Genomic DNA, 12,767 nt, shown 5'->3' on the forward strand with positions numbered 1-12,767 from the left:
AGCTTCTACGATCGATGCCCGACATCTACTGTTCCTCCGGCCGCCGCGATTTGTTATGCACATTTATTGGCGCCAATTTGTGCGCAATAGTATTGGCAAGTCAAGCGCTCCAAAAAGGGAAGCAGCCATGAAAGTACGGAAGGAGCAGAAGAGGCTGTTGGCGGCGGAAATCGGTGCCGCCATCCTGCAAGGCGACTACCGGCCAGGCGAATGGTTGCGCCAGATCGACCTGGAAGAAGCCTTCGCTGCCAAACGGTTTGACGTCCGGAGTGCGCTGACCCAGCTTGCCGCAAGCGGGATGGTGACGCATGTCGAAAATCGCGGATACCGGGTCGCGCAACCCGACTTGAACGTCGTTCGCGAGATATTGGCGATACGCACGCTGCTCGAAGTTGAAGCGGCAAGGCAGGCGCTACCGAATATCGGCCCCGACGAACTCAAGAAGATCAAGCAGGCTCAGCAAATCTTCGAAGATGCTGTGGCGCGCGGCAGCAAGGCGGATCAGGCAAATACCAACGCAGCCTTTCACGACGAGATCTATCGCCATGCAACGAACCAATCGCTCGCCAGCCTCATCGTGGAAATCAGAAATCGCGCCAGACCAGGGCCGATTGCTTTGTGGCCTTCGAACGCCGAGCTGCAGAGAAGTGCTGCACACCATGTCGAGATCGTCGATGCGATCGAGTCTCGCGATCTCGCCGCGCTCGTTGCAGCAGTGCGACGACACATCGTCGAATCCGGCGCCAACTATCCGGCGCGCGATCTCGGCCCGGTCAAGAAGGCCTCGGCAGCCTCCGATTGACTAAGAGTGGCGAAGCCAATCTGTTGAGGAGGGCGTATCAGGAGCAGCGCGTGGAGTAGGCCTGCCTCAATTCGCGCCCCCCGCCGGGATCGGCTCCATCCCGCTTGCGATGATCGCTTCGCGCGCGGCGGGGGAGGCGAGGAATTTTATGAGGGCACGGCCGGCTTCGGGCTCCTTCGAGCCGGCCGCGATTCCGGCCGAGAAGATCGTGATCTTCTGCAATTCGTTCGGCAGCGGTCCCACGATATCGATGCCCTTCACGGGCTTCAGCTCGCTGATCTGCTGGAAGCCGAGCTCGGCCTCGCCGTGCGCGACGATCTCGCCGACGGGTGTTGCGGGAATCTTGCGCGCCTTGTCCTTCATGATGTCGGCGATGCCGAGCTTGTCGAACATCTCGGTCGAGACATAGACGCCGCTGGCGCTGTCGGAATAGGCGATCGTCTTCGCCGCCAGCAGCGCGCGCTTGACCGCCTCCACCGAGCCGATGTCCGGCTTCGGCGCACCCGATTTCACGGCAACGCCGATCGGCGATCTGGTGAGGTCGACCTGGCTGCCGGCCACGACCTTGCCCTTGCCGGCGAGGTCGGTGAGGGCATAGCCCACCATGATCAGGACATCCGCGGGTTCGCCGCGCTCCAGCCGGACCGGGATCGCATTGGTGGTCGTCCCCATCGACGGCCCATATTCCGTCAGCACTTTGTTGCCGGTGGCCTTCTCGAATTCCGGCACGAGCGCCTTGTAGGCAGCCGTCAATCCGCCCGAGATCATCACATGGACCTCGGCAGCTTCGGCCGCGCCGGTCAGCCACAGGACGGTTAGAACGCCGAAGGCAATGTTGCGGAATGTTGCTGATATCGATGTCATCGTCATTCGTCTCCAACTAACCCCGTCCGCGATACGGCGCGACGCCTTGCTCCGGCACCCACAATCCCTTCGGCACGCGGCCGGTCTGCCAGAACACGTCGATCGGGATGCCGCCGCGCGGATACCAGTAGCCGCCGATGCGCAAGAACTTCGGCTTGATCTCGCTCGCGATGCGCTTGCCGATCATGACGGTGCAATCCTCGTGGAATGCGCCGTGATTGCGGAAGCTCGCGATGTAGAGCTTGAGCGACTTCGACTCCAGCAGCCACGGGCCGGGCGCGTAGTCGATCATCAGATGCGCGAAATCCGGTTGTCCCGTGACCGGGCAGAGCGAGGTGAATTCCGGCACGGTGAAGCGCACCAGATAGTCCGTGCCCTTTTGCGGATTGGGCACGCGGTCGAGCTGGGCTTCTTCCGGTGTGTGCGGCCACTCGACCGCGCGGCCGAGCTGGAGGGATTTCTTCGCCATCGTCGTCACATCCTGTTCGAGCATGATCCGGAAAAGTGGGCACCGGTTTTCCCAAAGATCATGCTCAACTAAAAAACCGGAGCGCGATAAGATCGCGCTCCAGAGGGTGTCGGGATGGACGCAAATGTCGCCGTCGTCAACCGGCCGCGATCGTCTGGATCATGACGATCCGGTCGTTGCCGGACTCGCAGCCCCAGAGCTCGCCCGGGCGGCCGTCGAGCTGGCGCACATTGGCATTGGCCTTGTCGCTGGCGAAAACGTTGAACCGCTCGGTCGCGGGATCGAAGCGGACGATGGCATTGGCGGAGAAATCGGTCAGCCAGACCTTGTCCTTGTCGTCGACATAGACGGCATAGGTGCGAGGGCGATCGCCCGGCAGCTTCCAGGTTTTCCAGGAGCCGTTGGCGGGATCGTGTACCGAGACGTGACCGCTGTTCCACTCGCTGACCCAGATCCGGCTTTGCGAATCTGACCAGACCCGCCGCGACCCCTGGCTCGGCGTCGGCGGCTCGACAATGGCGGCATTGCCGGTCGCAAGATCAATCTTCGCGATATGGCTGCCGGCCAGCGAGGCGTACCAGACCTCACCCTTGGGCGTCACCGCGATGCCGTAGGGGCCAACACCCCTGGGCGCCCTGAACACGTCCATCTCGCCCGATCCCGGCTTGAGCCGGCCGTAATAGCCGGACTGGCCGGTGAACCAGTAGGTACCGTCCTTGTCGAACACGCCGGTGTTGAGATTGGCGGAGGCGAATTTTTCGGGCAGGCGGAACAGCGTGACCTTGAGATCGCCGGGATCGACCCGGGCGATCGCGTTCTGGCCGCCCTCGGTGATCCAGGGGGCACCGTCGGGGCCGATCGTCACGCCGTGCGGTGCGGCGCCCTGGCCGAGGCTGACTGTCTTGAAACTGCCATCCCGGGGGTCGAGCCTGCCCAGCATGCCCTTGCCCTGCGCCGTGAACCAGACCGTGCCGTCGCGAGCGGGCGCGAGGTCGTGCAGGCCGATGCCGGCGCTGATGGGGAAATATTTTGTCCGGAACAGGCCTTCCTGCGCAAAACTTGGGCGGACGGCGAGGAGGGCGGCGCTCGAGGCAAGAAACTGGCGGCGGTTCATGGCGTTACCCCGACTGTTTCAGATTGAGGTTGGACGCGCAGAGCAGGCGACTTCAAGGATAGTCCGAGCCCGCTCACGCGTCAGTCGAAGCACGCCGTCCGAGCGTTCACATTTGCTTGCGGCCCGTGTAAGACCCCCGGCACCGATCAGCCCTAACGAACGGAAGTGCACATCATGACCGCCATCATCGACATCATCGGCCGCGAAATTCTCGACAGCCGTGGCAATCCCACCGTCGAGGTCGACGTCGTGCTGGAAGATGGTGCGCTCGGCCGTGCCGCGGTGCCGTCGGGCGCCTCCACCGGCGCCCATGAGGCGGTGGAACTGCGCGATGGCGACAAGGCCCGCTATCTCGGCAAGGGCGTCACCAAGGCCGTCGGCGCCGTCAATGGCGAGATCTTCGAGGCCCTGAGCGGCCTCGATGCCGAGCAGCAGGCCCAGATCGACCAGATCATGATCGACCTCGACGGCACGCCGAACAAGAGCCGGCTGGGCGCCAATGCCATCCTCGGCGTCTCGCTTGCCTGCGCCAAGGCTGCCGCAAACTCGCTCGACATGCCGCTCTATCGTTACGTCGGCGGCACCTCGGCGCGTCTGTTGCCGGTGCCGATGATGAACATCATCAATGGCGGCGTGCATGCCGACAATCCGATCGACTTCCAGGAGTTCATGATCCTGCCCGTGGGCGCGTCGTCCTTTGCCGAGGGCCTGCGCTACGGCGCGGAGGTGTTCCACACCCTGAAGTCGGAATTGAAGAAGGCCGGCCACAACACCAATGTCGGCGACGAGGGCGGTTTCGCCCCGAACCTGCCGTCGGCGGACGCCGCGCTCGAATTCGTCATGAACGCGATCGGCAAGGCCGGCTACAAGGCCGGAACCGACATCGTGATCGGCCTCGACTGCGCCTCGACGGAGTTCTTCAAGGACGGCAAATACGTCTATGAAGGCGAGGGCAAGACCCGCTCGATCTCCGAGCAGGCCAAGTACCTCGCAGACCTGGTGTCGCGCTATCCGATCGTGACGATCGAGGACGGCATGTCGGAAGACGACATGGACGGCTGGAAGGAGCTCACCGACCTCATCGGCAAGAAGTGCCAGCTCGTCGGCGACGATCTCTTCGTCACCAACGTCAAGCGCCTGGCCGAAGGCATCAAGGCCGGCCGCGCCAATTCGATCCTGATCAAGGTCAACCAGATCGGTACGCTGACCGAGACGCTCGCTGCCGTCGAGATGGCGCACAAGGCCGGCTATACCTCGGTGATGTCGCACCGCTCCGGCGAGACCGAGGATTCCACCATCGCCGACCTCGCGGTCGCCACTAATTGCGGGCAGATCAAGACCGGCTCCCTTGCGCGTTCCGACCGCACCGCCAAATACAATCAGCTCCTGCGCATCGAACAACAGCTCGGCAAGCAGGCACTCTACGGCGGTAAGGCGGCATTGAAGGCGCTGGCATAAGCCGGCGCTCCAGCTAGGACAGGGGAGGATCGACATGAGCGACGGCAAGACCGGACTGCAACTGCGTTCGCTGATCAAGAAGAGCGGTGAACTGGAAATCTCGCTCGTCGACGTGCCGACTCCCGAGCCCGCGGCGGACGAGGTCGTCGTCCGCGTCGAGGCGGCGCCGATCAACCCGTCCGACCTCGGCCTCCTCGTCGGCGCGGCCGATATGAGCACGGCGAAAGCGTCCGGCACCAAGGACGCTCCCGTCATCACCGCGAAGGTGCCGGAGGGCGCGATGCGGGCGATGGCCGGCCGGCTCGACGAAGCCATGCCGGTTGGTAACGAAGGCGCGGGCGTCGTCATCAAGACCGGCTCGTCCGATGCCGCGAAAGCATTGATGGGCAAGACCGTCGCGATGATCGGCGGCGCGATGTACGCGCAGTACCGCACGCTGAAAGTGCGCGAGTGCCTGCCGCTGCCGGCGGGCACCACGCCGGCCGAAGGCGCCTCCTGCTTCGTCAATCCGCTCACGGCGCTCGGCATGACCGAGACCATGCGGCGCGAGGGGCACAAGGCGCTGGTGCACACTGCGGCCGCCTCCAATCTCGGCCAGATGCTGAACAAGATCTGCATCAAGGACGGCATTCCGCTGGTCAACATCGTGCGCAGCAAGGAGCAGGCCGACATCCTGCACAAGATCGGCGCCAAATACGTCGTCGATTCCACCGCACCGAGCTTCCTCGGCGATCTCACCAATGCGCTGGTCGAGACCGGCGCCACCATCGCCTTCGATGCCATCGGCGGCGGCAAGCTGGCCGGCGACATCCTCAACTGCATGGAAGCCGCGATCAACAAGACCGCCAAGGAATACAGCCGCTACGGCTCCAACGTGCACAAGCAGGTCTACGTCTACGGCGCGCTCGACATCCGCCCGATCGAGCTGCCGCGCGGCTTCGGCATGGCCTGGGGCGTCGGCGGCTGGTTGCTGTTTCCGTTCCTGATGAAGATCGGGCAGGCGGACGGAGCCAGGCTGCGCCAGCGCGTCGTCGACGAATTGAAGACGACCTTCGCCAGCCACTACACCAAGGTGGTGTCGCTTCAGGAGGCGCTCGATCCCGCCAATATCGCGGTCTACGCCAAACGGGCCACCGGCGAAAAATTCCTCATCAACCCAAATAAATCTTCGTGATGTGCCACGGCACACCATCCAAAGAAGGACTTGCCTTCTGAGCGAAGCGCGGGAACATTTGCGCCGCAATTGAAAGCGGGGCAACCGCAAGCAAAGAAGGGGACACTTCCATGACTGATCTGAATCGCCGCGACCTGCTCGCGGGCGCTGCCGCTATGGGCGCGGCGGCCGTAACCGGACTTGGACCGACCACTGCCAGTGCCTCGGTGCCGCCAAGCGGGGCGCAGGCGCCCGGCTTCTATCGCTACAAGGTCGGCAGCTACGAGTGCACCTCGATCAACGACGGCGCGCGCACCTTCCCGATGCCGGACAAGTTCGTGGTCAACCTGCCGAAGGAGGAAGCGCTGGCCGCGGGCGAGGCGGCGTACATGCCGAAAGGCATGGTCACGGTGCCGTTCAATCCGCAGCTCATCAACACCGGCTCCAAGCTGGTCCTGATCGACACCGGCAACGGCGTTGCCAATCTCGAGCCGAGCAAGGGCGCGGTCGGCCGTACGCTGCAGAACCTCGCCGCTGCCGGCGTCGACCCGAAGCACATCGACGTCGTGCTGCTGTCGCATCTCCATCCTGATCACACCAACGGCATTCGTCTCGCCGACGGCGCGCTCGCGTTCCCGAATGCGGAGATCATGGTGCCGGCGAAGGATTGGGAGTTCTGGGCGAGCGACGAGAACGTGGCCAAGGCTCCGAACGACATGACGAAGAACTACTTCGCCAACGTGAAGAAGACCTTTGCCAGCCTCGAATCCAAGGTCACGAAATACGAGTGGGGCAAGGAGGTCGCCCCGGGCATCACCTCGATCGCGACGCCCGGCCATACGCCGGGTCATACCTCGTTCGCGGTGGCCTCTGGCGACAAGAAGGTGCTGATCCAATCTGACGTCACCAACATTCCGGAGTTCTTCCTGCGCAATCCGGATTGGCACGTGGCGTTCGACAACGACGGCGCGATGGCGCAGGCGACGCGCCACAAATTCTACGACATGGCGGCAGCCGAGAAGGCGACCGTGATCGGCTTCCACTTCACCTTCCCCTCGGTGGGGCATGTCGAGAAGGACGGCGCGAAATACCGCCTGATCCCGTCGGCCTGGAATCCGACGATCTGAACCGGGCCAGGGGTTTGCGAGAAACATCAGGCCGCCTTCGGGCGGCCTGATTGTTTTTGGATCGTAGCGACCATCTGCTTTCGCGAAACTCAGCGTTTCCAAACGGGACCGGTTCATGCACTTGCATCCATCGACCGGGATCGCTTAAGTGCCGCCCCGGAACTTCCGCTCAAGCCCCCAAGGACAATCCATGGCCTACAACATCGTCGTGATCGCCGGCAGCCTGCGCAAGGACAGCTTCTCGCTGAAGGTCGCCAACGCGCTCGCAAAGCTCGCGCCGGCCTCGCTCAAGCTCGAGGTCATCACGCTGGCAGGCATCTCGTTCTTCAACCAGGACCTCGAGGGCGCGCCGCCCGCGGACTGGCTGTCCTTCCGCGAGAAGCTGCAGAAGTCGGACGGCGTGATCTTCGTCACCCCCGAATACAACCGCGCCATCCCGGGCGTGCTCAAGAACGCCATCGACGTCGCTTCGCGCCCCTATGGCAAGAGCTCGTTCAACGGCAAGCCGGTCGGCATCATCTCGAACTCGCCGGGCCCGCTCGGCGGCGTCAGCGCCGCCAAGACGCTGCAGAACATCCTGCCGGGCATTGCCGGCCCGATCCTGCAGCAGCCCGAGACCTATCTGAACGCGGTCGGCGATGCCTTCGATGCGGAGGGGAACCTGACCAAGGAATCTCTGAAGCCCGTCCTCCAGGCCTATGTCGACGCGTTTGCTGCCCACGTGGCCAAGCACCACGGCTGAGGTTTTTCTTCGTCATGGCCGGGCTTGTCCCGGCCATCCACGTCTTGGCTCGTGGTGACGAAGAACGTGGATGCCCGGCACAAGGCCGGGCATGACGGCGGGGGGTATGGATTAGAACGCGAAGGGGGGCGATTAGCACTCCCTTAACCAACCTGCCGCATCTTCCCAAGATGGTCTCCCGCGCGCGCCTGAAATCGATCCTGACCGGCCTTGCCCTCTATGCGATGGCGGCCGCTATCGTCGGCTATTTCGGCGTCAACGCCTACACAGGCAAATACGGTCTCAACGCCCGCCAGGAACTCGACCAGGAGATCATCGCGCTGACGAGCGAGCTGGCCCAGCTCAAGCGCGAGCGCGCGAAGAGCGAACAGCGCGTGTCGCTGCTGCGGACGTCGCGGATCGATCCTGACATGCTGGACGAGCGGGCGCGCTATCAGCTCGACTATGTCAATCCGCACGATCTCGTTCGGATGATCCCGGCGAAGTAGCGCTTTCCGCAGCATTCGAAACCGGCATTGAAAGCCGCTGCCGAAATCCCGCGACAGTGTAGCAATTCTACCGAAAGTCTTAGGCTTGGAACCGGGCTGCCGCCTTGACGGCAACGCAGCAACGGCCCCATGGCTTCTGCCGCCGTCTGCCTGAGTTGACGCAGATCAACCGGGCCATGCCGGCGCAGCCTAGACTGCCACCCGGAGGAAACAGTGATGAATGGGCCAATGTCCCGGCATCACGCGGCCCGCGTCGAGGCCGCCATTGCGTCAGGCCAGGCCGCGCGCTCCGCGCTGGTGGCCTCATGGCGCCGTTCGTCCCGATTGCATCATCTCGATCCTGCCGGCCGCAGCGCGCCGATGCGGCTGAGTGATGTCGAGTTGCGGCATGCGCGCGAGCGCGTCGCGCCGTTGCTCGCCGCCGCGCAAGGCGCGATGGACCGGCTCTATCTGGCGGTCGGCGCGAGCGGCTGCTGCGTGCTGCTCGCCGACGGTGCGGGCGTGCCGGTCGACCGCCGCGGCACAGCGGTGGACGATGCGACGTTCCAATCCTGGGGCCTGTGGACCGGCGCGCTCTGGAGCGAGGAGCATGAAGGCACCAACGGCATCGGCACCTGCGTCGTCGAGCAGCGCCCGCTGACGATCGACCGCGACCAGCATTTTTTCACCCGCAACACGCTTCTGAGCTGCACCGCCGTTCCGATCTACGACCACGAGGCGGCGTTTGCGGGCGTGCTCGACGTCTCCTCCTGCCGCGCCGACCGGACCGATGCGTTTTCCAATCTGATCGCGCTCGCGGCAGGTGAGGCGGCGAGGCGCATCGAGGCTGATCTGTTTCGTCGCGCCTTCGCCCATGCCCGCATCGTGCTGACCCAAGGCGCGGACGGCCAGGCCGGCGGCCTCGTCGCGGTCGATGTGGATGATCTCGTGGTCGGCGCGACCCGGTCCGCGCGGGTGGGACTCGGGATTGCGCCCGGCCGTCCCTTGCAGCCGGTGCCCGCGGCTGACCTCCTCGGCGGCGAACCCGCGCATGACCATCTTGCGAGCGGCCAGCGCGCGGTGCTGCAGCGGGCGCTGCTGCGCGCGGGCGGCAATGTTTCGGCCGCCGCCAAAGCCCTCGGCGTCAGCCGCGCCACGCTGCACAGGAAGCTCAAGCGGTTCGAGCTGAAGCACTGAGGGCCCCTGCCTCGCCCACGACTGTCGCAGAACTGCGACAGGTTACCCCGGCCATCGCTCACGCCCGGGCTGACAGGAAAACGCTCCCGCGACATCGTTGGCGCAAGTCGTGAACACGCGACGAATTGCGCAAACAGCAAACATCGGGAGTGATCAATGAACAAGGTGGAATTCCTCGGCGTCACCCAGCATCCCTTCGCCGAACGCTATGACAATTTCATCGGCGGCAAATTCGTCGCGCCAATCTCCGGCAAGTATTTTGACAACGCCTCGCCGGTGAACGGCCAGATCGTCTGCAAGATCGCGCGTTCCGATGCGCAGGACGTCGAGGCCGCCCTCGATGCGGCGCACGCCGCCAAGGGCGCCTGGGGACGCACCAGCGTCGCCGAGCGCGCCGCGATCCTGAACCGGATCGCCGACCGGATGGAGGAGAACCTGGAGCGCCTTGCGGTTGCCGAGACCTGGGACAACGGCAAGCCGATCCGCGAGACCCGCGCCGCCGACCTGCCACTCGCGATCGATCATTTCCGCTATTTCGCCGGTGTGGTGCGCGCACAGGAAGGCTCGATCGGCGAGATCGACCACGACACCATCGCCTATCATTTCCACGAGCCGCTCGGCGTGGTCGGCCAGATCATCCCCTGGAACTTCCCGCTGCTGATGGCCTGCTGGAAGCTCGCGCCGGCGCTCGCCGCCGGTAATTGCGTCGTGCTCAAGCCCGCCGAGCAGACCCCGGCCTCGATCATGGTCTGGGCCGAGATCATCGGCGATCTCCTGCCGCCCGGCGTTCTCAACATCGTCAATGGCTTTGGCCTCGAAGCCGGCAAGCCGCTCGCGTCCAGCCCGCGGATCGCGAAAATCGCCTTCACCGGCGAGACCACGACGGGCCGGCTGATCATGCAATATGCCAGCCAGAACCTGATCCCGGTCACGCTGGAGCTCGGCGGCAAGTCGCCGAACATCTTCTTCAACGACGTCACCGCCGAGGACGACGACTTCTTCGACAAGGCGATAGAAGGTTTTGTGATGTTTGCGCTGAACCAGGGCGAGGTCTGCACCTGTCCGAGCCGGGCGCTGGTCCACGCCGATATCTACGACCGCTTCATGGAGCGGGCGCTGAAGCGCGTCGCCGCGATCAAGCAGGGCGACCCGCGTGCGGCCGACACCATGATCGGCGCGCAGGCATCTAGCGAGCAGCTGGCCAAGATCCTCTCCTATATCGACATCGGCAAGCAGGAGGGTGCCAAGGTGCTGGCCGGCGGCGGTCGTGCCGAGCTCGGCGGCGATCTGTCCGGCGGCTTCTACGTCCAGCCGACGGTGTTCGAGGGCCACAACAAGATGCGAATCTTCCAGGAGGAGATCTTTGGTCCCGTCGTCTCGGTCACGACCTTCAAGACCGATGACGAAGCGCTCGCGATCGCCAACGACACGCTCTATGGCCTGGGAGCCGGCGTCTGGAGTCGCGATGCCAACCGCTGCTACCGCTTCGGCCGGGCCATCCAGGCCGGCCGGGTCTGGACCAACTGCTACCATGCGTATCCCGCGCATGCCGCGTTCGGCGGCTACAAGCAGTCGGGCGTCGGTCGCGAGACCCACAAGATGATGCTCGATCACTACCAGCAGACCAAGAATCTCCTGGTCAGCTACAGCCCGAAGAAGCTTGGCTTCTTCTGATCGGGCAAGATCTGATGGGGCAAGATCTGATCGGGCAGGAGAGGGCGGCGCAACCTTGCGCTGCCCTCTCCGTCGTCATCCGTCTGTCAGAGTCTTGAGACAATACGACAGCGCCGACCGTATTCGGTTCGGCGCCTGCGGCATTCGAAGCGATGCCGGGCAAAGACGGAGGATTGGTGATGCGGAACAGTCGTTCAGGACGGACAATGGGTGTCGCAGCGATGCTGTTCGGCGCGGCGGTTCTGCCCTTGTCGATGGCAGTTGCACAGTCCGGCCCGGCGCCAGCTGGCGCCAAGCCCTTCCTGACCATCGATGGAAAGGCGCCACTGGTCCTTGGACACCGCGGCCTGCCGGGCCTGGTACCTGAAGAGACCGAGGCGTCGTACGACCTCGCCGCGGCGCTCGGGACCGATGCGCTCGAAGAGGATTTGCACCTGACCAAGGATTGCGTTCTGGTCGTGCGTCATAACCCCTGGCTGAGCGACAACACCAACATTGCCGAGGTGGCGAAGACCAATGCGGCCGTCGCTGCCCGCAAGCGCACCGTGCCCGGTGTGCGCGTCAAGGCCCCGTCGGCCACCGGCGTGCCTGCCGACTACCTGACGGATCTCAGCGATCCGGCCGATCCCAAATCGGTGCTGAAGTCGCTGATCGTGGACGGCGAGGATCATACCAACGATTGGTCGATCAGCGATTTCACCATGGCCGAGCTGAAGCAATGGATCGGCGGCACCACCTATGACGCGGCCAACGAACGGCCGAAAGTCTTCAACGGAAAGCTCCCGATCATCAGCTTCCAGGACGTCATCGACATCGCCAAGGTCAAGAGCAAGGAGCCCGGGCGGACCATCCTCGTCTATCCCGAAACCAAGAACCCGACCTGGAACAATGCCCAGGCGATCGCCAATGGCTGCGGCGCGGCCGGCAGCCGTCCGCTCGAGGATGCCCTGATCAAGATCATCGGGGATAACGGCCTCAACACCAAGGACGCTCCCATCCTGGTCCAGAGCTTCGAACCCGGCAGCCTGAAATATATGCGCAGCCACGGCCTCCAGACGCGGCAGGTCCAACTCGTCGACGGCAACGGAATCGACTTCAAAACCGGCAAGGTTCTCCTCAACAACATCACGAATTCGCGCCCGTTCGACTGGACGGTTGCGGGCGATGCGCGCTTGTACGATGCGATGCTGACGCCCGAGGGGCTTGCCGAGATCAAGACCTATGCCGAGGGCATCGGTCCGTGGAAGGCCTATATCGTTCCGCTCAAGATCGCGCCGTGGAAGGACAGCAACGCCGACGGCACGCCCTACAAGGGATCGACGCCGGAGGCTTCGACGCAGGACGCGACCAGCCTTGTCGCGGACGCGCACAAGCTCGGTCTTTTCGTCCATGTCTTCACGTTTCGGAACGAGAAGAAGTATCTTGCCGCCGACTATCGCGGCGACCCGAGCCTTGAATATCTCAAATTCTACCGGCTCGGCGTCGATGGGGTCTTCAGCGACTTCACGCATACCGGCGTTGCCGCCCGTGCGGCGTATTTGCGCGAGTTGGGCTGGTAAGGCCGGCACAGCGAATCGGACGCGCGTGGGATTTCGGATACAAAACAGCGCGTCCGATTTCTCTGCGTTGGCCGCTCACGTTCCCTTCGCTGACCGGTGAGCTAAAGTTGCCCGATCGGCGCCAAAGGTTTTGCAAAGTTT

Annotated in this window: 12 protein-coding genes; 9 read left to right on the forward strand and 3 right to left on the reverse strand. The window is 63.9% G+C overall.

Features of this window, described 5'->3' with window-relative positions; all coding sequences use genetic code 11:
- The first annotated feature begins 127 nt into the window (after window positions 1-127).
- The gene (locus tag IVB46_RS10775) at window positions 128-802 is read left to right on the forward strand and encodes a GntR family transcriptional regulator (RefSeq protein WP_247305202.1); all 675 of its coding nucleotides are present in this window, start codon (window positions 128-130) and stop codon (window positions 800-802) included.
- A gap of 66 nt (window positions 803-868) precedes the next feature.
- On the opposite strand, the gene IVB46_RS10780 is transcribed toward IVB46_RS10775, so the two are convergent.
- The 3 genes from IVB46_RS10780 to IVB46_RS10790 form a co-directional block, all read right to left on the reverse strand.
- The gene (locus tag IVB46_RS10780) at window positions 869-1,666 is read right to left on the reverse strand and encodes a substrate-binding domain-containing protein (protein WP_247305625.1); all 798 of its coding nucleotides are present in this window, start codon (window positions 1,664-1,666) and stop codon (window positions 869-871) included.
- 16 nt (window positions 1,667-1,682) lie between these two features.
- Window positions 1,683-2,159, reverse strand: a complete 477-nt coding sequence (gene queF, locus IVB46_RS10785; protein WP_041960296.1) for a preQ(1) synthase — start codon at window positions 2,157-2,159, stop codon at window positions 1,683-1,685.
- A gap of 112 nt (window positions 2,160-2,271) precedes the next feature.
- Window positions 2,272-3,249 (reverse strand): lyase, encoded by a 978-nt coding sequence (locus IVB46_RS10790; RefSeq protein WP_247305205.1) that lies wholly within the window; start codon window positions 3,247-3,249, stop codon window positions 2,272-2,274.
- A gap of 174 nt (window positions 3,250-3,423) precedes the next feature.
- On the opposite strand from IVB46_RS10790, the gene eno reads away from it, so the two are divergent.
- The 8 genes from eno to IVB46_RS10830 all read left to right on the forward strand — a co-directional run bounded on the left by eno (window position 3,424) and on the right by IVB46_RS10830 (window position 12,626).
- Complete coding sequence (gene eno, locus IVB46_RS10795; RefSeq protein WP_085404746.1) at window positions 3,424-4,707, forward strand: phosphopyruvate hydratase; 1,284 nt, start codon at window positions 3,424-3,426, stop codon at window positions 4,705-4,707.
- Between the two features lie 34 nt (window positions 4,708-4,741).
- Complete coding sequence (locus IVB46_RS10800) at window positions 4,742-5,881, forward strand: zinc-binding dehydrogenase (protein WP_071913536.1); 1,140 nt, start codon at window positions 4,742-4,744, stop codon at window positions 5,879-5,881.
- Between the two features lie 110 nt (window positions 5,882-5,991).
- A complete protein-coding gene (locus tag IVB46_RS10805; protein ID WP_247305208.1) occupies window positions 5,992-6,987 on the forward strand; it encodes an MBL fold metallo-hydrolase in 996 nt (331 codons plus the stop codon).
- Between the two features lie 190 nt (window positions 6,988-7,177).
- On the forward strand, window positions 7,178-7,729 hold the full coding sequence (locus IVB46_RS10810; protein WP_063983076.1) for an NAD(P)H-dependent oxidoreductase: 552 nt from the start codon (window positions 7,178-7,180) through the stop codon (window positions 7,727-7,729).
- A gap of 170 nt (window positions 7,730-7,899) precedes the next feature.
- On the forward strand, window positions 7,900-8,217 hold the full coding sequence (locus IVB46_RS10815; protein WP_028149600.1) for a septum formation initiator family protein: 318 nt from the start codon (window positions 7,900-7,902) through the stop codon (window positions 8,215-8,217).
- Between the two features lie 216 nt (window positions 8,218-8,433).
- Window positions 8,434-9,393: a helix-turn-helix domain-containing protein gene (locus IVB46_RS10820; protein WP_247342722.1), complete on the forward strand. Its 960-nt coding sequence runs from the start codon at window positions 8,434-8,436 to the stop codon at window positions 9,391-9,393.
- Between the two features lie 156 nt (window positions 9,394-9,549).
- A complete protein-coding gene (adh, locus tag IVB46_RS10825) occupies window positions 9,550-11,067 on the forward strand; it encodes an aldehyde dehydrogenase (protein ID WP_247305214.1) in 1,518 nt (505 codons plus the stop codon).
- 206 nt (window positions 11,068-11,273) lie between these two features.
- The gene (locus IVB46_RS10830; RefSeq protein WP_247305216.1) at window positions 11,274-12,626 is read left to right on the forward strand and encodes a glycerophosphodiester phosphodiesterase family protein; all 1,353 of its coding nucleotides are present in this window, start codon (window positions 11,274-11,276) and stop codon (window positions 12,624-12,626) included.
- Window positions 12,627-12,767 lie beyond the last annotated feature (141 nt).

Source organism: Bradyrhizobium sp. 61, assembly GCF_023073075.1.
Lineage (GTDB): Bacteria > Pseudomonadota > Alphaproteobacteria > Rhizobiales > Xanthobacteraceae > Bradyrhizobium > Bradyrhizobium barranii.

What these genes read in the sequence shown, in the direction of transcription:
- IVB46_RS10830 (WP_247305216.1), top strand. Translation starts at nt 11,274, where the DNA reads ATGGGTGTCGCAGCGATGCTGTTCGGCGCGGCGGTTCTGCCCTTGTCG.
- IVB46_RS10790 (WP_247305205.1), bottom strand. Translation starts at nt 3,249, where the DNA reads ATGAACCGCCGCCAGTTTCTTGCCTCGAGCGCCGCCCTCCTCGCCGTC.
- IVB46_RS10810 (WP_063983076.1), top strand. Translation starts at nt 7,178, where the DNA reads ATGGCCTACAACATCGTCGTGATCGCCGGCAGCCTGCGCAAGGACAGC.
- queF (WP_041960296.1), bottom strand. Translation starts at nt 2,159, where the DNA reads ATGCTCGAACAGGATGTGACGACGATGGCGAAGAAATCCCTCCAGCTC.
- adh (WP_247305214.1), top strand. Translation starts at nt 9,550, where the DNA reads ATGAACAAGGTGGAATTCCTCGGCGTCACCCAGCATCCCTTCGCCGAA.
- IVB46_RS10815 (WP_028149600.1), top strand. Translation starts at nt 7,900, where the DNA reads ATGGTCTCCCGCGCGCGCCTGAAATCGATCCTGACCGGCCTTGCCCTC.
- IVB46_RS10805 (WP_247305208.1), top strand. Translation starts at nt 5,992, where the DNA reads ATGACTGATCTGAATCGCCGCGACCTGCTCGCGGGCGCTGCCGCTATG.
- eno (WP_085404746.1), top strand. Translation starts at nt 3,424, where the DNA reads ATGACCGCCATCATCGACATCATCGGCCGCGAAATTCTCGACAGCCGT.
- IVB46_RS10775 (WP_247305202.1), top strand. Translation starts at nt 128, where the DNA reads ATGAAAGTACGGAAGGAGCAGAAGAGGCTGTTGGCGGCGGAAATCGGT.
- IVB46_RS10780 (WP_247305625.1), bottom strand. Translation starts at nt 1,666, where the DNA reads ATGACATCGATATCAGCAACATTCCGCAACATTGCCTTCGGCGTTCTA.
- IVB46_RS10800 (WP_071913536.1), top strand. Translation starts at nt 4,742, where the DNA reads ATGAGCGACGGCAAGACCGGACTGCAACTGCGTTCGCTGATCAAGAAG.
- IVB46_RS10820 (WP_247342722.1), top strand. Translation starts at nt 8,434, where the DNA reads ATGAATGGGCCAATGTCCCGGCATCACGCGGCCCGCGTCGAGGCCGCC.